The sequence below is a fragment of the Paenibacillus agricola genome, from assembly GCF_011440305.1.
GTDB classification, from domain to species: domain Bacteria; phylum Bacillota; class Bacilli; order Paenibacillales; family NBRC-103111; genus Paenibacillus_S; species Paenibacillus_S agricola.
In genome coordinates, this window is sequence record NZ_JAAOIW010000010.1 from 186005 (window position 1) to 209955 (window position 23951).

Here is a 23951-nt window from a genome sequence, read left to right on the forward strand (position 1 = left end):
TTGCTCTAATAGGCAAGCTCCTGCTTAGTATAGATAAAATCTATGGGTTTGAATAGATTGCATGAATAAACTTAATAAAACCTTTACGTGACGATAACACTTTGATGAATATTGCCCTCTACAATGAGTTTATGACGTCGAATACAAGGAAGGTACTTTTATGGATTTGGTCATTCAAGGATTGGCAAAAAGCTTTGGCCCGGTCCAAGCGCTGCACGAAACCGATTTAACGATACAGCAGGGTCGCTTCACGACATTACTCGGACCCTCCGGCTGTGGCAAAACAACGCTGCTGCGGATGATCGCCGGACTCGAAACGCCGGATCGTGGCGAACTGAGGATGGGCGAGGATATTCTGTTCTCCAGCGCTAAACGTGTAGATAAAGCAGCGCATAGGAGAAATTTCGGGATGGTGTTCCAGGACTTCGCTTTATGGCCGCATATGACCGTATTCGAGAATATCGCCTTCGGGCTGCGGGCATCGGGAAGGACGAAGGAGCTGAAGCTGGTTGTACAGGAGGCCATCGAGATGGTCCGTCTGCAAGGGATGGAGAAGCGGTTCCCGCACCAGCTATCCGGCGGACAGCAGCAGCGTGTTGCATTTGCCCGTGCCGTCGTAACGAAGCCGCAGCTTGTGTTGTTCGATGAACCGCTCAGCGCGCTTGATGCGATGCTGCGCGATGAAATGCGGATCGAGCTGACTAGCCTAGTACGGGATATCGGTTTAACCGCCTTATATGTAACGCACGACCAGGTGGAGGCGATGTCGATGTCCGATGAAATCGTTGTAATGAAGGAAGGGCGCATTTTACAGAGAGGCACACCGGAGCAAATTTATAATACCCCCGCACATCCCTTTATCGCCCAGTTTATTGGGAAATCCAATTGGCTGGCTCCGGATAAGCTGTTAATTCGGCCTGAGCAGATCCATTGGGAGCGAACCGAGGCAACGATGGATGCTTACCAGGGCAAGATCCATAGCGTGAGCTATTTGGGGGATCGTTATGACATTCAGCTTGATATGGGCAGCTTGGGATTATGGACAGCTTACCACTGGGAACGAAAACCAATTAGCGAAGAGGTTGAGGTTTACATTACCCGTGAGCAAATTCACGAAATCGTTGGCTAAGATCTACCAATTATGAGGAGGTTTATTTACATGATTATCGGAAAAGGTTTGAAAAACAGCGCGTTAATGGTACTTACAGCAATGGTGGGATTCGGAGTGGTTGGCTGTGGAACAGCAAGCCAGCCAGCAAGCACGGCGAGCAACGGTGCAGCCGCATCGAATGCCATGGTGCCTAAGGCAGAGCAGCCGGTAGCTTCTACAACTGCAAAGCCAGCAGAGGTGAAGGAAGAGAAGAAGCTAAGCGGTAAGCTGGTCGTTTACAGTGCCGGACCCAAGGAGCTCGCCGAATCGATCCAAAAGGGCTATGAAGCCAAAACAGGCGTGAAGATCGAAATGTTCCAAGGCACAACAGGTAAAGTATTGTCACGGATGGAAGCTGAAAAAGCGAATCCGGCTGTTGACGTTGTCATCCTGGCCTCATTGCCTGCAACCCAGGGCTTGAAAAAAAGCGGTTTGACCATGGAATACAAGGACGCTAAAAATGCGGATAAGCTCATCGCTGAATGGTCAGATAAAGAGGGGCACTTTTTCGGCTATAGCGCTTCTGCACTGGGCATTGGCTACAATACGAAGTTGGTTCCTACACCTCCGAAGGAATGGTCAGATCTTACCAAGGAAGAATGGAAGGACAAGGTGAATATCCCGGATCCAGCGTTATCGGGCTCTGCGCTTGATTTTGTCACCGGCTACTTGAGCACTAAAGGAGATAGCGGCTGGGAACTGCTGGAGCAATATAAGAAAAACGGCGTAGCGATGGCAGGCGCGAACCAAGAAGCCTTGGATCCTGTTATTACAGGTGCAAAAAGTATCGTAGTAGCAGGCGTGGATTACCTGACTTACCAAGCAAAAGCAAAAGGCGAGCCGATTGATATGATTTACCCTGCAAGCGGTACGGTCATTAGCCCACGTCCGGCTTCGATTATCAAAACAACGAAAAACCCGGATGCTGCCAAAGCCTATATCGATTACCTGTTGTCAGATGAAGCGCAAATAATGATCGCTGATACCTTCCTGCTGCCAGGCCGTAAAGATATTCCTGCCAAAAACCGTCCAGGCGTTGACCAGATTCCACAGATGAAAATCGACTGGGCTTGGATGGATGCGAACGGTGATGCTTCAACAAAGAAATTCACACAGATTTTTAAGTAGAAGCAACCAATAAAGGCACCGAAATAAACAAGTGAAGAGTGATTTTATGGAGCATACAACAAGCTCGTTTTCTTATCGCAAGCTCGGGATGGCCCTTGCCTTATTGCTGCTGGCAATGCTGGTGGTCATCCCACTTTTTTTTATCTTTATAACCAGCGTTTATTCCGAAGGCTCGTTGGATTTGCTGGCACCATTCAGAGCGATTATTGCAGGGCAATTGGGCGAGGTCTTTTGGAACTCGATCCTGCTCGGGATTTGTGTAGTGGCAGGAACCACGGTGCTCGCTTTGCCTTTGGCTTGGATATTCGCCCGTACCGAAATGCGTAAGCATGCCTGGCTGGATGTGGTGCTGCTGATTCCATTTATGACACCGCCCTACATCGGCTCGATGGGCTGGATTTTATTTATGCAAAAAAACGGATATTTGGAGCAGCTGCTGCCTGGGGTGGCATTTTTAACCCCGATCTTCTTCAGTATGTTTGGGATGGTTGTGATTATGTGCCTGCATCTATTCCCGTTTCTGTATCTGATTTTGCGCAACGCGCTGCTACAAATCGGCGGTACCAAGGAGGAAGCGGCCAGCGTTCACGGAGGGCGGTTTCTGTACAGCTTTCGCCGCATTATCATCCCTCTGCTGCTGTCCAGCTATGCGATGGGAGCGCTGCTGATTTTTGTGAAAACGATCGCCGAATTTGGCACACCTGCAACCTTTGGCAGAAAAATCGGTTTTTACGTGCTAACGTCGGAAATCCACAAATATATTGCCAGCTGGCCGATCGATTTTGGCAAAGCGACTGCGCTGGCCTCGGTGCTTTTAAGCACCTGCCTGCTGATCTGGTATATGCAGACCTTGGTCAGCCAAAGGTTCACGTATTCGCTGGTAAGTGGTAAAGGCTCTCGTGGCAAAATATACGGGATGAGCCTCTGGCAAAAGCTGCTGGCCTGGACCTATGTCGCCGGCTTGCTCGGTTTGGCGGTTGTTGTCCCTTATTTCTCGATTGTGGCGGCATCACTAATGAAGCTGCGTGGCGTCGGCCTCCAGTGGAACAATATTACGTTTCAATATTATGTGGAACTGCTAACCTGGGGCTCGAAAAGCATGCAGGCGCTGATGAACAGCTTAAGCCTGTCGCTTGTAGCGGCAACGATTGCCGTTATACTAGGCACGTACTTTGCGCTGATGATTAAGCGCTCGGCAACATGGTCACAGCGGATAACCGATTTGTTCTCCCTGCTGCCCAATACGGTACCGGGTATCGTCATTGTGGTGGGGCTAATTTTATTCTGGAACTCGCCTTGGATGCCGATTCCGCTCTATAACACCTACGGGATGGTCGTGTTGACGTATGTAGTATTTTTCCTTCCTTATACGGTGCAATATGTAAAAGCCAATTTCGCGCAATTGGATGATTCGCTGTTTCAGGCGGGGCGGGTGTTTGGCGGAAGCCCGGCTTATATTTTCCGGCGAATTTTGCTGCCTTTAATTATACCCGGCATGGTGGCGGGCTGGATGATGACGTTCACGATCTCGGTTCGTGAGCTGGTAGCTTCACTGATGATTTTGCCACCATCGATGGAAACATCAGCTACGTATATTTTTGCCCAGTTTGAGCAGGGGAAGGTATCACTCGGGATGGCAATGGCAGTGGTATCCGTCGGTTTGACAACCTTGATGCTGCTTGGCTTAAACAAGCTCAGCGCGAAAAACACAACTGGAGTGTGACAAGAGGTGAGCAATAAGGATGCTGCTTGGCTTGAGCAAGCTCAGCATGTAAAACATAATTGAGTGTGACAAGAGGCGAGCAACAAGGATGCTTGGCTTGAGCAAGCTCAGCACGAAAAACATAATTGGAGTGTGACGAGAGGCGAGCAACAAGGATGCTTGGCTTGAGCAAACTCAGCACGAAAAACATAATTGGAGTGTGACGAAATGCAAGCAACAGTATGGGGAGGCGCTGGTGAGCATGGCCGCTCATGCTATCTGATTGAAGAAGGGCAGACCCGAGTTGTGCTTGATTGTGGGGTGAAAAAGGAGGGCAATGGCGAGTATCCGCTGCTCGATGAAGGCATAGTTCCTCGGCTGGATGCCGTGTTCCTCTCCCATGCCCATGAGGATCACTCTATGGCGATTCCCTTGCTCTATGCGATGGGGTATACCGGCATCGTATGGACAACCCGAGCTACCTGCGAGCAGCTACCCGCGTACTTCGCGGCATGGAAGCGGTATGTGGTCTCGCAGGGGGCTGATCTGCCCTACGCGGAGCGCGATATTGCGGCGATACGCTACGCGTATATCGACGAGCAGGTCGCAGCCGGTGCCTGGCTGCAGCTTTCGCCGCAGCTCAGCGTCTGCTGGGGGCGTAGCGGCCACCTGGCCGGCTCGATCTGGCTGCTGCTGAATATAGCAGGCAGCCTGGTGTTTTACTCCGGCGACTATACCGCCGAGTCGGCGCTGCTGGCCGCAGATTGGCCGCGCTTGGAGCGGCAGGAGCCCTCGCAGGAGCTGGAACCAATGCAGCAGAAGCAGCAGTTGCTGGCTAGGCTGCATGAAGCACCGCAGCAGCAGAAGCAGCCGGTGCAGGAGCGGCTACATCAATCACAATCGCAGGAGCGACCGCATAATAAACCGCAACCGCATAGGCTAAAGTCGAACCAAGTGCCTTGGTTGCAGGAGCCGGCGAACCAAGTGCCCCCAGTTTCATCAGAAGCGCCGCCTATTACCTTGGCGATTATCGATGCAGCGTACGGCATGGATAGTGAACAACAGCAGCATAAGCTGGAGCAATTGTGTGAGCAGATCAATCGAGCGCTACAGCTTGATGCTGCTGTATTGTTGCCCGTCCCTACCTATGGCAGAGGGCAAGAAATGCTATTATGGGCACGCGAAACATTCGTAGGTACCCAAATCTTTGTTGAACAGGAAATTGCAGCTGGGCTTGAAAAAATGCTGCAAGAACCCGAATGGCTGCATCCAGATGCCGTTACACGCATCCAATATTGTCTGGCTGATCCACAAATTGTTATTGTGGATAGCGAGGCCAAACGGGAGCAAGCTGTTAGCGCTACTGGTGGGCGTATTATTTTCACAAATGATGGGATGCTGCAATCCGCTCGCAGCCAATGGTACTATGAACAGCTAAGCCAGCATACAGATGGCGTAGTTATTTTGACCGGGCATTTGGCCAAAGGCAGCTTTGCTCATCAACTGCTTCATGCTGGTTATCATACGCCCTCCATGCAGCGGACCTTTTATGGTAGAGCAGTCCCAGCTTCTCAACCGACAGTTACACAAGTATTTGCGACAGTGCCTACACAGCAACGGGTACAATTTATCCGTTATAAGGTTCATCAAGGTTTACAGGATGTACGGTTGATGCTGGATTCAGCACCAAGTAAGCATACTTTGCTTGTCCATACGGGGAGGCAAGCTACTGAGGCTGTTTGCGAACAATTGAAGCAAGAAGGCTATGCCGGGCTTCATGCCTTATCTGCAGGTAGTGTGCTAAAGCTTTAAAATAGTGTGCTCAAGCTTTAAAGTAATAGATGTAGACTATCACTATCACTGTGGCTCAAAGAATTCTGAAACCATATGTTTCATCGGAAACTCCAACAAAAAGGGAACCAGGAGAGTATGATCTCTTCAGGTTCCCTTTTGTTGATTATTTTGTGCAATGAATCTCCCTTAGTTGTACAATATCGTTACACAACACCCGACTGGCGCTCTTTGGCAGCTCCCATTAATTGGGGAAGGCTGAGCTCTGACTCTGAAAACGAGTAATAGCATATTTCAGGAAATAAGTCCTCTTTGGATGTTCCTGCTTAGTTACTTGCACTTGGCACTTGAGCATCTGCATTTGCTACTCTATTCGTTTGCTTCCAGATGCTCGCTGACTATTTGCCGATTGCCGAAAGTCTACTATTTGCGTCTGGACTGCCACTAAAGTAGGTACAGGAAGTAAGTCCAGCCAATGATGGCTACAATCAGCCCCGCCGAAATTTCCAGCGGCGGAAGCAGCCCGCGTTCGAGGGCATCGGCGACCCAACTGGATAATATCTAGCTGCAGCCCGAGTATCCAGGCCAGCGGGATGACGATTACGACCTATGGCAGCGTGTGCTGCACCTGTTTCTTATATTTGAAACGTCTAACGAATACTATTATCGAAAATATGACAATCTTAAAAAATGAGACAACTCCAACAACAAAAGGGCTAATCACGCCGGGATTGTATCATCCTTCTTATACCTTGACGATAGGCAGATACAGAGTTACCCTATTCCTAGACATCTCCTTCTTAGGGAATTTGCAGGCGTGACCAACAATTTTTTCAAATCGGCAGATGTCCTTTCTATATTCTGGAGTTCGAGAGGGAGCGATCAAGCATGAAGTATACCCAATTGCTACATACCGATTTAGAGGCGGCCGTTATTTGTATGGGAACCTCGGATATCGGCGGTTCGATAAGTACGGAGGAGTCCAATGATATTTTGGACACCTATCTGGACCATGGCGGCAATTTTCTGGATACGGCCGAGGTGTATGCGAACTGGCTGCCGATTGAGCCGCATAGCAGCGAGCGGTTTCTCGGCAAGTGGCTGAAGGCGAGGGGAAATCGCGAGCAGATGATCGTGGCTACCAAAGGCGGGCATCCGCGGCTGGATACCCCGTCGGTATCGCGGCTATCGGCGGCAGAAATCGCACAGGATATCGAAGGAAGCCTGGAGCGGCTAATGACCGACTTCATCGATATTTATTATTTGCACCGTGACGACCGCACGATCCCTGTGGAGACGCTGATTGAAATATTGGAATCCCATGTACGCAAGGGGAATATTCGTTATTATGCCTGCTCGAACTGGACCTTGGAGCGTTTGGAGCAAGCTACGGCGTATGCCGAGCAGCAAGGCTACAAAGGCTTCGTTGCCGTAAGCAATTTATGGAGCTTGGCTGAGGTCAACCCGGGCTCAATCAAGGATGTGAGCCAGGTCATTACCGACCGGCCCTTGATTGACTGGCATACACGCACAGGTATAGCGCTTGTCCCTTACAGCTCGCAGGCGAACGGATTTTTTAGCGGCAAATATAGGAGAGGTCAGGAGGTGTCACCCGAGCTGAGGAATAAAAATGTGTACCGCTTATATATGAATGAGGTGAATCTAACCCGATTGGAGCGAATTGAGCAGATTGCCCAAGAGCAAAAGGGAAGCACGAATCAAATAGCGTTGGCCTATTTGCTGGCACAGGATTTCCCTGTAATCCCGGTTATTGGCTGTAAAAATAAACAGCATCTGCTGGATAGCCTGGGTGCAGTGGACATTAAATTGGATGCTGCAACCGCTTCATCAATTATTGAATAACGCTCATTTTCTGCCAAGATGCAAGAGACAATACTTGTTATTGCCTCTTGCACACCATGTTTATACAGATAGTGCAAGAACTGTCCGTTATCGCCTTAAGACATATACCTTATACTGAATAGACCTGCAGATTTTTCTTAAGGAGGATTTTATGGCAAACCGGCTCGTACAAGGATACCGATATTTATTTTTTGGCCACACAGGCCGCAGCGGCAAATATTTGCACCGATTTGTCTGGATTGGCTGTCTTGCCGTGTGCCTTCCCATTCTTCTGGCCGGAACGGTTTATTACAATTTGTCTATGGATCGCATGAAGAACGAAATTATGGATGAAAGCAAGTCCTCGCTTGTTTTGTTGAAGGACAGGGCAGAGCGCATTTTACAAAATATTGAGAAGGAATCACTGCAATTAGCTGCCGACCCAACGATCCATGACCTTTTTGCCAATCGAATTACGGATAATCCAACCGTGTGGCACAAAGAATTGCTGGACAAAATTACTGTAGCCAAAAACGCCACCGATTTTATTAGTGAGATCTACTTTTATAACGACATCGATCATATTGTAGTTTCCAACACGTATGGAACGATGGATGCAGAGGCGTATAAATATAAGGAGGATGTTCAACTTTTAATGAAAGAAGAGTCCTTATCAAGCTGGACCTACTTGCCCGTAAGCCAGAAGGAGGGCTATCTAACCTTTGCCAGAAGGCTGCCTATTACAGGAAGCTCCTCTTCCAAAGGAATTATTGCTTTTCAAGTTGAAACGGAGATCGTTAGCAAATTTTTGCAAGCGGATACAACAATTATGTCTAAAGGACAGGAATTGGTATTTGTGAATTACCAAGATTCCTTGCTTACGAATAACCATACAACTACGAATGTAAACAGGTTAGCTAACTTGTCTGCCCTGCAAACGATTAGCGAATCCGATAATAATATTGATAGCTTTTATAATGTTGGGCTTGATGGGAAGAAGGCTCATTACTCCTACGTCAAAAGTGTGTTTGGGCGTACGTATGTTGCGATTGTATCTGAAGAAATGATTGCCAGCCGATTGATGTGGATTCGTGCTTTTACGATGCTGACTGTCCTCTTTTTGATCGCCTTGGCTGTTGTTATTACTTATTTTAGTACGAAAAGAGCCTACAGCCCCATTGAGCAGCTAATCAAGCACAGCAAAACGATCGGTGCCGGAAAAATTCAAAGTAAGGAAAACGAATTCGATTATATTCGGGAATGTATCGATTATTTAAGCAAGGAAACCCAGCATTTGGGCAGCTATATGGAGAAAATTCAACCGACGCTTCGCGAGAGATGCTTACAGCAGCTTTTGAATGGGGATTATATTCGCAGCGAAACCTTAATCCAAGATTGCCACACCTACGGATTGACCATTAATTCGAATTATGTCGTGATGGTTGTTGAGGTGGAAAATGTGTATAAGGAACGGCGTTTCCTTCCTGGAGACAAGCCGATTGTTGCCTTTGCCGTCACGAATGTGATGCAGGAGCTAATGGGCAAAAGCTCCAATCTTAATGGCTATGTATTCCCCTATCAAGGAAAAGGCATCGCATTATTGCAATGGAAAAATGATACGGAGCAGTTGAAGCTGTATCATAGAGTAATCGAGTTTGCCACCTCGGTCCGTGAATCACTGAAAAATTATTTGTCCTTTGAAGCCTCAATCGGCATGGGTAGATGTTATTCTCATATTGCCGACGTTCCTGTTTCTTATAAGGAAGCAGAGCTTGCATTACAATATCGGATTTACCACGATTCCGATTCGATTTTGCATATTGAGGATCTGGAAAACTCGAAAACCGGCTCAGCCTTTCGGTATCCAAGGGAGCTGGAGAGCACATTGATCGAGGCTTTAACCAAAGGTGAGCTTGAGGAGGCGGAGCAGTCGCTTACTGGCTTTTCAAAGGCGCTTAACATCTCCCAATCGTATAATTTCATCCACCAAAGCTACTATGTATTAGTATCAGCCATCATTACCTCACTTGAAAAGCAAGAGGGCAGCATTTTGGATATTTTGGAGCATAATTTGTTTGGGCAGCTAGAGAGCAAGCATACCTCGCAGGAAATAACCGATTGGTTCGTGGAGGTTTTGTTTCCTTTATATAAGAAGCTTACCGAGGATTATTACAATAATGTAGGCCAGTCCGTCATCCGCCAAGTATGCAAATATATACGCGAGCATTGCACGGAGGATATTTCATTGGTGTTATGTGCGGAACGGATGGGTATTAGCCATTCCTACTTGAGCCGCTTGTTCAAGAAGGAGATGGGGATCAACTTCCTGGAGTTTGTTGTGGAGTGCCGGGTTGAGGAAACGAAACGGCTGCTGCTGGAAACCGACCAAAGCATTAGTGAAATTGCTGTAATCATCGGCTATTCTGAACGTAATTTAACCCGTGTGTTTCAACGCCTGACGCGAATGACACCAGGTGTGTTCAGGTCAGAGAATCGCAATGGATAATAGAACGGACATTTCAAAAAGGAATCAGACAGTAATTGCTCTTAAGCAGCAAAACCCCTTATAGGAAAAGATTTGTCTCTTACATGTTCGCGAAATTGCGAATATGCTGTTGAAAGAAAGCGTTGCCAACGAAAAGCCTTTTCCTAAGACGCAAGAACGGCTGGCGCTGTAGATGTTCATCAAGAACGCCGCAGGAGGATAGAGGGATGGCTTTATAGCATCAAAGTGGAATGCTTTCGAGACTAATATAACTTTTTAGGAGGGGTAATATGAAAAGGTCATTACGCAAGCAAATCAATTGGGTGGTCGCTCCGGTCCTGTCCATCAGTTTATTGGCTGGCTGTTCAGGCGCAGCCACACCTGCTGCAGGAACAGGTACAGCTACTGGAACAACCAAGGATAACAAGCCCGCAGTAACCGAACCGACCAAGATCCAGTTTCTAGTTCCATCCTTTGCCGAGGTTCCGAATATGAGTGATCAGTACTGGACGGAGTTCCAAAAAAGATCGAACAGCAAGCTGGACATCGAATGGATTCCATCAGGCGATTACAATACTAAATTCGATCTTGTACTGGCTTCTGGCAATCTTCCAGAGGTCATTGTATCGCAATCAGCGACGCGGTCGACTCTACTTAATGCGATCAATCAAGGCGCTTTCTGGGATTTGACCCCATTGCTTGGCGATTTCAGCCAATATCCCAATCTGAAGAAAAATGCAGATCCGAATGTATGGAATTACATGAAGGTGAACGGAAAAATTTACGGGGTAGCCCGCAATCGTCCCAATATTGATCCTGGGATCAAAATGCGTAAGGATTGGCTCGATAAATTAAACATTCCGGTTCCACAAACGCTTGATGAATATGCTGCAGCGTTGAAGAAAATTGTGGATGGGGATGTGGACGGTAACGGCAAAAAGGATACGGTTGGTATTCTGGGCCATGATTTCTTCATAGCTGATGGAGACCCTGCTTACCTGGCTGCCTTTGGCGGACTTGATCCGATTTATGATAAAGAAGGGGGCTTGATGAAAGAATCGCTTACCCCTAACTATACGGAGATGATCGATTGGTTCCGTAAGCTTTATGCTGATGGCATTCTGGCGAAGGAATTTTCTACAATCAAGAAAACGCAAGCAGAGGAAATGTTTGCAACGGGACGAGCTGCTTCCTACACCCGTAATATTTGGCGTGATTGGTCTTGGGAGCAGGATATTAAGAAGGTGCAGCCGGATGCCCAAGTCATCACATTGCCTCCAATGAAGGGACCTGGTGGTGTGAGTGTTGCCTTGGTTCCACCTTTCTTCGGAGCCTTCTATATTTCCAAGAAAGTGCCTGAAGCCAAAGTGAAGCAAATTCTTGAATATTTTAACACGACAACGACTAAAGAATTCACCGATTTTAACTATTATGGTATCGAAGGTGTCCATCATAAATTAGTTGACGGCCAGCCGCAGCTTACTGAATTGGGAATTAAGGAAGTAACAACGAATGCGAACCAGCCTTTCCCGTTGTCCTTCAATAATATCATGAAGGTATTCAATGCTTCAGCACCTAAAGCTTATAATGATGCCAAAATTAAAGAAACTGAAATTTACGCCAAGGTTGGCAAAATGAATCTGTTCAACATCGTATACTCGGATACTTGGACAAATACATGGCCGAAATACGAAAAGGAATGGCAATCCATGGTTATCAAAGCCGTTGTTGGCCAAATCACAATGGATGAATACAAGGCTTATGTAGATAAGCTGAATGCGAATCCGGATATTAAAAAGGCATACCAGGAATTTGGCGCCAAATATAAAGAGTTTTTTGGTAAATAAGCTAAGAGCAAGCAATGTGGGGACGGGGCAGTAGGAAGGGTTTGTAACCGCCGATTGTGTGACCCGTCCTTCTTGCTGTCTATAAAGTATGGTGAATAAATGCATCTGCGCGGCCAGGGTGTTCCTCCGATTGCTGTTGTTCAAGTATCTTTTGATTAGATAAATGATTTAGCGGTAAAAATCCATGAACAAAGGCACCGCTCATGATGCTAGTTTTTTTGCAAAAACTCTTAGGAGGAGAAATCATGGCTGGAATGGACAAATTACCTCAGCTTCCCTACGGAGCCGTTTATTTTCGCAAATCGAATCCGCCAAGAGAAGATTGGGAACGCGACTACGCAGTAGCCGAAGAGGATGGAATGAACATTAACCGGCACTGGTTTATGTGGGGAGCTATCGAGGTGGCTCAGGGTGTTTATGATTGGGAAGATTACGATCGGCATATGGATTTGGCTGCAAAGCATGGGATCAAAACCATCATCGCCGAGATGATTATATCCGTCCCGGAATGGGCCGCGCATGAATATGCACATGCTGTCCATGTCCGTGCAGACGGAACGCCGCTTCGAACACAAATGGGCGTAAGTAGCGCAAGCGGTGGCTTTGGGGAAGGCTCTCAAGGGGTGCTGAACTTGGACTGCCCCGAGGTTAAGGAGCTGGCGGGCAAGTTTTTGACTGAATTAGCGCTTCGTTATAAGGACCATCCGGCAATGGCTGGTTATGATGTATGGAATGAATGCAATTATTCACCTAATGTATGCCATAGCCCTTATACACAAGCAAAGTTTCGTATCTGGCTTAACCAAAAATATGGTAGCCTGCATGCCTTGAGTCAAGCATGGCACCGCTACAGCTATACGTCTTGGGAGCAGGTTCGGGCGCCCCAACAGCTGGGGCCCTATCCTGAATGCATCGATTGGGTGCAATTTACGAAAATCAATTTTTACGAACATATGCAATGGCGGATTGACCTGATCCGCAGCGTAGATGACCACAATCTGATTACTGCCCACGGCATAGCGGGGAGCATAAATGTAATGGCTTCGATGGGCGCCGATGATTGGCTGGCTGCATCGAAGGTGGACCTTTACGGCTATACATGGGTAGCCTCACGTAAAGGCAACCAGCCGTGGAAGCAATGGCACGCTGTCGATGTGACCCGTGCGGCCTCACGAGGCAAAACCTTTTGGCACGCCGAGACACAAGGCGGCCCGCTATGGCTGCAGCCGCAGGTGATCGGGCGTGCCAAAGAGGACGGGCGCGTCACCGAGCCAGCGGATATTCGCATCTGGCAAATGATCACGCTTGCCGGAGGCGCGCGTGGTGTGCTCTTCCCGAGATGGCGTCCGCTGCTGGACGGCCCCTTGTTTGGCGCTTTTGGCCCCTATGCGATGGACGGCTCGCGCACGCCGCGTTCGGATATGGCGAGCAGCATCGCCAAATGGGCGAACGACCCTGGCCAGCGCGAGCTGCTGGAGTCGGCTCCGATCCAAGGGGACATCGGCATTTTGGTTGTGCCGGACACGCAGGTTTTTGATTACTTATTAAACCGCGAAGGCAAAAATGCTTTCTACGAGCAAGCGATGTGGGGAGCGTACCAGGGATTTTTTGACCAAGGTGTCCAAGCCGATTGGGTGCATATGGATGATATTAAGCAGTACCGGGTGTTGTATTGGCCGTATCCGATTATGATCGGAAGCCAGGAAGGGGAAGCGTTGCGCCAATGGGTCGCAGAAGGCGGAACCTTAATCAGCGAAGGCTGCCCGGCCTACTTCGGAGATCGCGGCAAGGTGGGGACAAGGCAGCCGAACCATGGGCTTGACCAGGTTTTTGGCGCTGTTGAAAGCAACGTTGAGTTTATGCCTGATATTTCTGGCGAGCTTAGGTTTGAGCTTGATGGCATCCAGGTTCGCGGCGGCATTTATAACCAGTCCTATAAAGCGGAAGGCGGGCAGGTCGCTGGACACTATGCGGATGGCACAGCAGCCGTTGTGCAGCATACGTATGGCCAAGGAAAAACGATGCTGGTTGGCACCTTTCCATCTGCAGGCTACTACCATGCCCATGAAGACGGCAATCTGGCTTACTTCGCTAAGGTGCTGGAATGGGCGGGAGTGAACCCACACATCAAGCTATCCGATTCCAGCGTGCAGGCGAGAATATCGCGGCAGGCGAATGGCGCTTTATTTATTTGGATATTAAACCCTGAGAGGGAACCCAAAAGTGTCGAGCTGGAGCTTTCCAGCGAATACGGCGCATGGCAAGCAGGTCCAGCGTATTGGGACGGGGTAGATTCGCAATGGAATCAGGATGGCTCCAAATTGCAAGTCACTGTTGCTGGGCGTGATGCCTTGATTATTGGACTGAAAGTGACTCAAGTGTAAATCTGGGGAGGGCACGATAGTGAATATTAAAAGCATCGAAACCTTTACAACCAAAAATATTAGCATTGTAAGAGTAAAAACCGACGATGGCCATGAAGGCTATGGGCAGCTTGCTACCTACCATGCGAACATATCGGCATTGGTGCTTCACCAGCAGGTTGCCCCTTACGCCTTGGGAGCTAGCGCTGAGCGTATAGCCGATTTGGTAGATCGGGTTGTCGAAGGGGAGCATAAATTTCCCGGTTCATACGTATGCAGGGCAGTGGGCGGTTTGGACACAGCTTTATGGGATTTGCACGGCAAACGAGCGAATAAAAGCGTCTGCGAATTGCTCGGCGGCAAGCCGCGTCCTGTCGATGTATACGGCTCCAGCATGCGCCGCAATATTTCGCCCGCTGATGAAGCCGAGCGATTGAGCAGGCTCCAGGCAGAGCAAGGCTTCCGTGCTTTTAAAATCAGAATCGGCAACAACTTTGGGCGCGATATTGACGTATATCCCGGAAGAACCGAGCAGGTAGTTGCTGCTGTCCGGCAGGCAATTGGCAGCCAAACGGACTTATACGTCGATGCTAACAGTGGTTTTTCACCACGCCGTGCCATCGAGGTCGGACGAATGCTGGAGCAGCAAGGCGTCGTCCATTATGAAGAGCCATGCCCTTATCCAGAATTAGAATGGACGAAGCAGGTGACCGATGCATTGGATGTAGCGGTTACAGGCGGAGAGCAGGATACTGATATGGCGCATTGGAAAAGGATGATCTCCATGCATGCCGTTGATATTGTCCAACCGGATATTTGCTACATAGGAGGCATAAGCCGGGCATTGGAAGTAGCGAAGCTTGCCGAATACGCCGGAATGACATGTACACCACATGCCGCTAACCGTTCGATGGTTACTGTATTCACCCTGCATATGGTCGCAGCGATTCCGAATGCCGGTCGCTTTATGGAGCTATCCATTGAATCCGACGCATGGACGGAGTCCTTATTCACCTCAAAGCTGGAAGTCCGGGATGGACAAATACTGGTTCCAGAGGGCCCAGGATGGGGTATAACGATTAACCCCGATTGGCTCGATAAGGCTGACTACCAAATTTCCCAAGTGTAAAAGAGTTCCAGGATTCGATGTAATTAGAACCATTCACCCATTTAAATATAAAGGAGATTTTCAGTGATGAAGCCAATTACCGGAGTTACGGTCAACATAGTTTCGGATGCATCCGACTTAATCGTGTCAAGTGATTCAGCAAGCTGGGCGGTTTCCCATTTAACGGAGGTTTTAACGAAAAAGGGTCTTAACGTTTCCGATGCCGATAAAGGCACTGAAGCTGGAGCTAAAACCATCCAAATCCGTGTATGTGGTGCTGGCTCCGCTGGAGCGCAGCAAGCCGCACAAGCAAGCGGCATCCCGTTGCCGACGGATGCTGAAGCCTTCAGCATCGTCAATGTCGGCGAAGCGATCACCGTGATTGGAGCCGATGCCAATGGCTTGGTATACGGCTTGCTGGAGCTAGCCGACCGAGTTACTTACAGCGAAGAGCCAGAGGTAACGCTGAGAGCAGTCGAGTCCTATTCAGAGAAGCCACATAATAAAGTCAGAAGCATTAACCGCTTATATGTGAGCGAAGTGGAGGATAAGCCGTGGTTCTATGACAAAGCGTTCTGGGACGAATATTTGACTGAGCTTGCCAGCCAGCGGTTTAACCGGCTCCATCTGGCATTAGGTATGGGCTACGATTACGGGCATAATCCCGATGTCAAAGATAATTATTTTTGCTTTGCCTATCCGTATCTGTTGAATGTTCCTGGTTATGATGTGCGTGTTACCGAGCTTCCCGTAGGGGAAATGGAGCGTAATCTTGAGACGCTTCAATATATCGCCAAAGAAGCCAAGCGCCGCGGCTTTCATTTCCAGCTTGGGATTTGGACGCATGCTTATGTTCAGGAGGACAGCCCCGACTCTAATTACAAAATTGCCGGTGTTGATGATTCCAACCATGCGGCATATTGCCGTGACGCTTTGCAATTGCTGCTTGAAACCTGCCCGGACATCGATGGCGTAACCATTCGTACGCATTATGAAGGCGGGATTCCTGAGCCGGCCCATCTGTTCTGGGAGGTAGTAATGGCAGGTGTGACCGCTTGCGGCCGTCCTGTAGAAATCGATATGCACACCAAGGGTGTAGACGATCAGATGCTACAGATTTTTCTCGATACGGGCATGCCGATTGTGCTTTCACCTAAATTCTGGGCGGAGCATATGGGTCTGCCGTACCACCAGGCTGCGATTCGTCCTTGGGAGCTGCCAGTGGCCAAAACCGATCGCCCTGACCTGATGTCCATCACCGCGACTTATAGACGTTTTACCCGATATGGCTATGGCGATTATTTAAAAGAGGGCCGCAGCTACGGCGTACTCCACCGCATTTGGCCAGGCACACAAAGAGTGCTGTTGTGGGGCGACCCGGCCATGGCTGCCGGCTACAGCCGCAGAGGCAGCTTTGGCGGAAGCATCGGCATCGAGCTTTCCGAGCCGCTTGCGTTCAAAGGACGCAAGGGCAGCGGAGTTGCCGGAGAGCGCGACCCGTACCAGGACATCAGCCTACAGCTGGATGGCCAGGAATGGCGGAAGTATTTATACTACTACCGTCTATGGGGACGGTTATTATATAACCCGGACACGCAGCCGGAGGTATGGCAAAGATTGCTACGCCATCAATTTAAGGCAGCAGCGGCGGATTGTGAGCAGGCGCTTGCCCATGCCGGACGGATTCTGCCGTTGGTAACTACTGCGCATCTGCCCTCGGCAGCAAACAATGTGTATTGGCCGGAAATTTATACGGACCAGTCCATCGTGTTCACAGGCAAGCCATCGCCGTACGATTTTGATAGCCCGGCACCAAAAACCTTCGGCGCGGTCAGCCCCTTGGACTCTGCGTTGTTTTATCGGATCGACGACTTTGTCGAGGATTGCCTGAACAATCAACGCAACGGTCGAATCTCTCCTCTTGAGGTAGCAGACCGCCTGACGAAGCTGGCCGAAACAGCCGAGCAGTACCTAATCGCTTCTGCGTCGCTGATTGAGGACGCAGCAGACAGCAGCTACCGCCGCCTGGCGGTCGATGTGGCTGTGCAAGCGGGACTGGGCAAGTTTTTCGCGCATAAGATGCGCTCCGCTGTTGCATACTCGTGGCACGAGCGGACGGGCAGCCAGGAACGGCTTGCCGAAGCATTGGACAGCTACCGCTTGGCGAAAGCCGCTTGGGAGCAGATTGTTGCCGACACCCAAGGCGTATACCGCGACCAGCAGGCATATGGCTACTTGGCGCTAATGCGTGGTAGCTGGGCGGATCGACTAGAGCTCATCGAAGAGCATATCGGCTTGATGGAGCAGGTCTATGCGAATGCTCAAGCAGGTGCGGAGCCTGCGGGTACTGAGGTAGCGGCTGGCGGAGCCAACGAAAGCGTGGGAACACATGCGCATGCATCGGGTGCAGCAAGCAGCCCATCCGCGATTGTATCGCCGGAGGAATTTATACCAGCCGCCGCTTCTATCCAGGAAGAGGAGTCTAAAACCGCCGTAAAAGGCGATTACCCGAATGCGCTATCTTATGCGGATATTTTCCCGTCAGCTCATGGCGCATCGGATCGCGCTACATTAAGCCATAAATCGCCGCAGTTTTTCCGCAGAGGTGATTCGGTAGAGATTCGTGCAAAGCTGTCCGGGTTGTCTGAAGGCGTGGTCGTTAAGCTGCTATATCGCCAAGTCCATCAGGCAAAAGCCTATGAGACTGTGGAAATGTCCAGCAACGGAAGCGAGCTTACCGCAACAATTCCTGGTGTATATACCGATTCGGTGTACCCGCTCGCCTATTATTTTGAGTTACACAACAGCCAGGGGCAAGCATGGCTTGCTCCCGGATTCGATGCAGACCTATCCAATCAGCCTTATTATGACATTCGCCAGCAGGTCTAATAATACTTCTCAAATAGCCGCTGCTACAGCGTGAAGTGAGGTTAACCCCACCCCATTTCACGTGGCGGCTTATTCTGGGGTGATGAATCGAAAAGAGGTGTAAATATGCAGGAGCCTAATGCAGTGGCTAACTTAAAACTAACCAGAAAAAATCAACGCGCAGCCAGATTTTGGCCTCGGCTCGGAAATCGCATGCTGCAATACAGGTATATGTACTTGCTTGCTTTACCAGGTGTCCTGTATTTTATTATTTTTAAATTTGTCCCGATGTGGGGCCTGCTTATCGCATTCAAGGACTATAATCCGTTCAGCGGATTTTGGGGCAGCCCGTGGGTCGGAGGCAAGCATTTTACGGAGCTATTTTCCGATAATTACTTTTATGTGATGCTGCGCAATACATTCGGAATCAACCTGATTGGGCTGGTGTTCATGTTCCCGCTCCCGATTGTACTTGCGCTTATGCTCAACGAAGTCCGGCATGAAACCTTTAAACGGATTAATCAATCCGTCGTGTATTTGCCCCATTTTCTGTCATGGGTCGTTGTGGCGAGTATGACCTTTTTCATCCTGTCCACAGATGTGGGAATCATTAACAAGCTCATTACCGGCTCAGGTCGTGAAAGTGTAGCTTTCCTGACGAATCCAAACTATTTCTGGGCGATGATCACCGCACAAAATATGTGGAAGGAAGCAGGCTGGGGCACCATTATTTTTCTTGCGGCAATGGCAGGTGTTGATCCACAGCGTTATGAAGCAGCAGTAGTAGATGGAGCCTCACGCTGGCGGCAAATTTGGCATATCACGATTCCAGCGATTCGTCCGACAATTATTATTTTGCTGATCCTGAGATTGGGCCATATGGTGGATGTCGGCTTTGAGCAAATCCTGCTGATGCAGAACCCTTTAGTGCTGTCGGTGTCCGAGGTGTTTGATACGTATGCGTACACACATGGGATTCTCAAAGGGCAGATTAGCGCAGGTGTCACGGTAGGGATGTTTAAAGGGGTCGTAGGCCTTGTGCTTGTGATGGCTTCCAATTATGTAGTCAAAAAAATGGGCCAAGAAGGCATCTATTGAGGGGAGGATAACGGCTATGAGCTTTGTTGCCAGTAAAAAGCTGACCCCATTCGATTGGGTGAACTACATGTTGCTGGGGTTGATATCGGTCGTTTGTATATTTCCGTTTTTGTATGTATTTAGCGTATCCTTTACCGATCCCAAGGTTTATGTTCCCTTGCAATTTTATATCTTTCCTGAAAAATGGTCCCTGATCGCGTACAAATATATTTTATCGACCAATAGCTTCCTCAACTCCTTAAAAAGCACAGCTTTTATTACGGTTGTGGGTACGGTGCTTAATATCATCGTATCCTTCTCGATGGCGTATGCCTTAACGAAAAAAGGGATGCCAGGTCGCGGTATAATGATGAGTGCGGTTATTTTTACTTTGGTTTTTAATGCGGGAATTGTGCCGAGTTATATTTTAATTAAGGAATTAGGGCTGCTTAATTCGTATTGGTCGCTGATTTGGTCAGGGCTGACGAGCGCATGGAGCTTAATTGTAATCAAAAGCTTTCTGGAATCGCTGCCCTCGGAGCTTGAGGATTCGGCACGGATTGATGGCTGCTCCGATCTTGGGGTGTTTCTGCGGATTGTCATCCCACTTTCAATGCCGGCGATTGCGGCGTTTACGTTGTTTTTCGCGGTTACGCATTGGAATACGTATTTTAACGCGTTGATCTATATATCGGATTCGAAAAAATGGACCCTGCAGGTGCTAGTCAAAACGCTCGTAATTGACTCCGATTCCAATGGTGTCGGTCAAGCGGGCGCAGGTGGAGATGACCGGACGTTACCGCAGGAAACGATCCGGATGGCAGCGATCATGCTGTCGATGGCACCGATCCTTGTCATTTACCCGTTCCTGCAAAAGCATTTTGCCAAAGGTGTTATGTTGGGTTCGGTTAAAGGATAGCACATTCATCTGGTCATCTGATGTTTATTCTTCCTTGGTGGGCACAAAACGAATATTATGCTGAAGAATGTAGGAATCTGCAAATTCCTGCGTTTTTTTGTGTTCTCATGACCTAGTTTTGATCTTTATTTGAAGGTCTGTTCAAGAGTGTTATGGTACTCTTAAAGAAGAGAATTTCTAGTGAATAAACAGTGTTAGTCTAGAAGTTGAAAAGAAAAATGGAGGCATCAAGATGAAACAAACGTTCAAGAAATCTTTATTATTATTGCTAACATTATTATTAATGAGCTCACTGTCTATGCAACATGCATTTGCTTTTACTGATGTATCCTTCACAGCTTTAAGCATTACCTACCATAATGGAGAGGTGTATGCAGCTGGCACTGGCACTCCTAAAGGAATTATTAAAATTGCGGATAATGGAACCCCATCAAGTATTGTAACGGATACCCCATATAATTCACTCGCAAGTTTTGATTTTGATTCAAGCGGCAATTTGTATTACATATTAGATAATCTGAGTGGAACTGTCCATGATATTTATAAAATTTCGAATAGTAATTTAACCTCTGGAGCCTTTTCTGTGTCAGGAAATCCATCCCAGGTTACGACCCTTTTAACTGGAAGCAGCACTCCGAGCACCGGCCAGCTTTACGGATTGGCTATTCAACCCCAAACAGGAGATTTATATTTTGGGGGATATAATACTAAAAAAATCTATAAAATTTTAAGCAGTGATTTAAGTGGTTCCACCCTATCGATAACGGATACTACTAAAGTTCATGAAGTATTAGGAACTTGGACATCTATTGTTGGCGACTTAGCATTTGATTCTTTGGGAAATTTATACTTTAACGATTTTGGTAGTACCAAAATCAATAAAGTTTTAGCAGCGGACCTGAGTGATAATAATACCATTGATACCCCTACAGTTTTTTTAACGCTAACAGGTGTGGCTTTATATGGAATAACCTTTAATTCGCAAGATCGGCTATACTATTCGAACCTTAGTAAGTTAAGGCTATATGATGCTGCACCTGTGGCAAGTAATGTGTCGATTACAGGAACCGCATGGATAGGAAATACACTCACAGGCTCTTATTCATATAGCGATATGGAGAGTGATGCGGAAGGCGCTACTGCTTTTAAATGGTACCGTGCAGATGATTCAACAGGTACTAATAAAGCGGCGATACCAAGCGCAACAAGTCAATCCTATACAATAACCCAAAGTGACAACGGGAAGTTTATCGGTTTTTCTGTTAAGCCAGCCTCAACAAATGGTACGGTAGGTACGGAAGCTTTTAGTGCCTATAAAGCCCCCGTTCTGCTTTCTAGTAATGCGGAATTGAGTAGTTTAACGCTCTCTAGCGGTCCTCTGTCTACAACGTTTGATAAACTTACGACATCCTACACGTCAAGTGTTGCGAATAGTGTATCAACCTTAACGGTGACGGCGGTCGTCTATGATGCCAACTCTACGATGGCTATGCGCGTTTATGACAGCAGCAATCAGCTACTCAGTGGCTATCCGGTCAGCCTGACGAGCGCAGCGGCGTCCTCGGCGATCCCGCTGAGTGTGGGCAGTAGCCGTATTGAGGTGACGGTTACCGCACAGGATGGCACCACAACGAAGATGTACACGGTGAATGTAACGCGTGCAGCGGGAGCAGCCAGCACTGTGACATATAACGGCAACAGCCATACGGGAGGAAGCGTTCCAATCGATATTGGCACCTATGAACAAGGGGTTGCCGTATCAGTCTATGGGAATACGGGAGGCCTTAGCAAGACAGGCTACACATTCGCAGGGTGGAATACCGCAGCTGATGGGACTGGAACCAGCTATGCGGCAGCATCAACGTTCAATATGGGATCAGCCAATGTTGAACTGTATGCCCAGTGGATACAAGGGACGCTAACCAATATTGCGGAACTGAGCCAACTAACACTCAGTGAAGTAACGCTAGACCCTGTTTTTGCAAAGAGTACGACGGCCTATGCAGCTATCGTACCCAATTTTATGAATACGACTACCGTGACCGCATCCGTGTATGATAGCTCCGGGCTTGCATTACTACAAATCAACGGAACGACTGTGGCAAGTGGCCAGGCTAGCGCACCAATCAGCCTGAATGTGGGGCAGAATACGATTCAGGTGGAGGTTACGGCACCTGATGGAGTTACGAAGAAGCTGTACACAGTGACGGTCTCACGGCTACGCTCGAACTCCTCTAGTCCCAGCACATCGACTACTGCAAGTCCAGATTCAAATACTGGCTTCCGTGTGTTTGTCAACGGTCAGCCCCAGGACCAGATAGCAACAGGAACCGCCTCGACTATCGATGGCCAGACCGTCATGACGGCCAAGGTGGATAAAGTCAAACTGGAAGAGCAGCTCGCCAAGGAGGGGAACGGAGCTACTGTTGTCATACCGGTAACAGCTAATGTCGGCAAGGTCTCCGCGTTATTGACCGGGGATGCTGTAAAATTGATGGAAAACAAACAGGCTGTGTTGGTTATCCAAACGGTAAATGGGAATTACGAGCTGCCGGCATCCGAGCTTTTGATCGACCGTTTATCTAACCTGCTTGGTGAGCAAGTGAAGCTATCAGATATTGTTGTACAGGTTGACATCGGCAAGAGTGACGCTGCTAAGGTCACACTGATGCAAAATTTGGGGGAGGAAGGTGGATATTCCGTCGTAGTGGCTCCGGTCGATTTTACTGTGACTGCATCGTATAACGGTAAAACAGTGACTATAGATAAGTTTTCTTCCTATGTGCTGCGAGAGATACCGCTTCCTGATGGTGTGGATGCAAGTAAAATCACGACCGCAATCGTATTGGAGCCCGACGGAACGGTCCGACATGTCCCTACGTATGTAACGGTGCGTGACGGGAGAAGTTTTGCGGTTATTAACAGCTTAACAAACAGCACCTACTCGGTGATTTGGCATCCAATGACGTTTACGGATGTAAGGGGACATTGGTCCCAAGACATCGTAAACGAAATGGCATCGCGGATGGTTGTAACGGGAGCCGACTCGAACCACTATAAGCCGGATGCTGCAATCACCCGGGCGGAGTTTGCGGCGATTACCGTAAGAGGGCTAGGCTTGGCAGATAACGGAAAAGCAACAGCATTTACGGATGTAATGGCAAGCGAATGGTACGTAGGTGCAGTGGCGAAAGCCAAGGAGTACGCGATCATCGAAGGCTACGAGGATGGTACATTCCGCCCATCCCAAACGATTACACGCCAAGAAGCGATGGTGATGATCGCGCGGGCGATGAAGCTAGCAGGATTGGAAACCAACGTCAATAGTGCAGAGCAGGAATCGGTGCTAGCCGGATTTGCCGACAACAAGTCGATTGGCGGATGGGCCAGACAGGCGATCGCGGCTACTGTGAAGAACCAGTTGGTTAATGGCTTAGAATCTGGCTTGATGCCCACTAGCAATATCACCAGAGCCGAGACGGCAGCCATCATTCAGCGGATGCTGAAAACAGCTGGAGTCATACAAGCCAAGTAAGTAAATGCTGTAAACCTATTCAAGCCTAGGTGCTTTATTCAAATATCCATGCGGAACAGAGGATAAAGTGCAGCCCCTGCTCCGCAATAACCGTAACTCTTTTTGAATACATGTGCATCGCGTTTGCTTTGTCGAA

The 23951-nt window shown here is 48.5% G+C and carries 13 protein-coding genes and 1 pseudogene; 13 read left to right on the forward strand and 1 reads right to left on the reverse strand.

The window, feature by feature from the left end; all coding sequences use genetic code 11:
* Nucleotides 1–160: 160 nt before the first annotated feature.
* From G9U52_RS24770 to G9U52_RS24785, 4 genes are all read left to right on the forward strand, one after another.
* Complete coding sequence (locus G9U52_RS24770; RefSeq protein WP_166153331.1) at nucleotides 161–1129, forward strand: ABC transporter ATP-binding protein; 969 nt, start codon at nucleotides 161–163, stop codon at nucleotides 1127–1129.
* A 30-nt stretch (nucleotides 1130–1159) separates the two neighbouring features.
* Nucleotides 1160–2278 (forward strand): ABC transporter substrate-binding protein, encoded by a 1119-nt coding sequence (locus G9U52_RS24775; protein ID WP_166153332.1) that lies wholly within the window; start codon nucleotides 1160–1162, stop codon nucleotides 2276–2278.
* A gap of 46 nt (nucleotides 2279–2324) precedes the next feature.
* Nucleotides 2325–4001 carry an ABC transporter permease gene (locus G9U52_RS24780; protein WP_207953180.1) on the forward strand — a complete coding sequence of 559 codons (1677 nt, stop codon included), beginning with the start codon at nucleotides 2325–2327 and terminating at the stop codon, nucleotides 3999–4001.
* 207 nt (nucleotides 4002–4208) lie between these two features.
* A complete protein-coding gene (locus G9U52_RS24785) occupies nucleotides 4209–5792 on the forward strand; it encodes an MBL fold metallo-hydrolase (RefSeq protein WP_166153333.1) in 1584 nt (527 codons plus the stop codon).
* A gap of 423 nt (nucleotides 5793–6215) precedes the next feature.
* Here G9U52_RS24785 and fecD read toward each other — a convergent pair.
* A pseudogene (gene fecD / locus G9U52_RS40225) lies at nucleotides 6216–6317 on the reverse strand (Fe(3+) dicitrate ABC transporter permease subunit FecD); the annotation flags it as partial.
* Nucleotides 6318–6659: 342 nt separating this feature from the next.
* On the opposite strand from fecD, the gene G9U52_RS24790 reads away from it, so the two are divergent.
* From G9U52_RS24790 to G9U52_RS24830, 9 genes are all read left to right on the forward strand, one after another.
* Entirely contained in the window at nucleotides 6660–7634 is a 975-nt protein-coding gene (locus G9U52_RS24790) for an aldo/keto reductase (RefSeq protein WP_166153334.1), read from the forward strand.
* 151 nt (nucleotides 7635–7785) lie between these two features.
* Nucleotides 7786–10119 (forward strand): helix-turn-helix domain-containing protein, encoded by a 2334-nt coding sequence (locus G9U52_RS24795; protein ID WP_166153335.1) that lies wholly within the window; start codon nucleotides 7786–7788, stop codon nucleotides 10117–10119.
* Nucleotides 10120–10388: 269 nt separating this feature from the next.
* Complete coding sequence (locus tag G9U52_RS24800; RefSeq protein WP_166153336.1) at nucleotides 10389–11945, forward strand: extracellular solute-binding protein; 1557 nt, start codon at nucleotides 10389–10391, stop codon at nucleotides 11943–11945.
* A gap of 245 nt (nucleotides 11946–12190) precedes the next feature.
* Nucleotides 12191–14329 carry a beta-galactosidase gene (locus G9U52_RS24805; RefSeq protein WP_207953181.1) on the forward strand — a complete coding sequence of 713 codons (2139 nt, stop codon included), beginning with the start codon at nucleotides 12191–12193 and terminating at the stop codon, nucleotides 14327–14329.
* Between the two features lie 19 nt (nucleotides 14330–14348).
* A complete protein-coding gene (locus G9U52_RS24810) occupies nucleotides 14349–15437 on the forward strand; it encodes a mandelate racemase/muconate lactonizing enzyme family protein (RefSeq protein ID WP_166153337.1) in 1089 nt (362 codons plus the stop codon).
* 66 nt (nucleotides 15438–15503) lie between these two features.
* A complete protein-coding gene (locus G9U52_RS24815; protein ID WP_166153338.1) occupies nucleotides 15504–18305 on the forward strand; it encodes a hypothetical protein in 2802 nt (933 codons plus the stop codon).
* Between the two features lie 192 nt (nucleotides 18306–18497).
* Nucleotides 18498–19382, forward strand: a complete 885-nt coding sequence (locus tag G9U52_RS24820; protein ID WP_166153428.1) for an ABC transporter permease — start codon at nucleotides 18498–18500, stop codon at nucleotides 19380–19382.
* 16 nt (nucleotides 19383–19398) lie between these two features.
* Nucleotides 19399–20280 (forward strand): carbohydrate ABC transporter permease, encoded by an 882-nt coding sequence (locus G9U52_RS24825; protein WP_166153339.1) that lies wholly within the window; start codon nucleotides 19399–19401, stop codon nucleotides 20278–20280.
* Nucleotides 20281–20512: 232 nt separating this feature from the next.
* Nucleotides 20513–23815: an S-layer homology domain-containing protein gene (locus G9U52_RS24830; RefSeq protein WP_166153340.1), complete on the forward strand. Its 3303-nt coding sequence runs from the start codon at nucleotides 20513–20515 to the stop codon at nucleotides 23813–23815.
* Nucleotides 23816–23951: the final 136 nt, after the last annotated feature.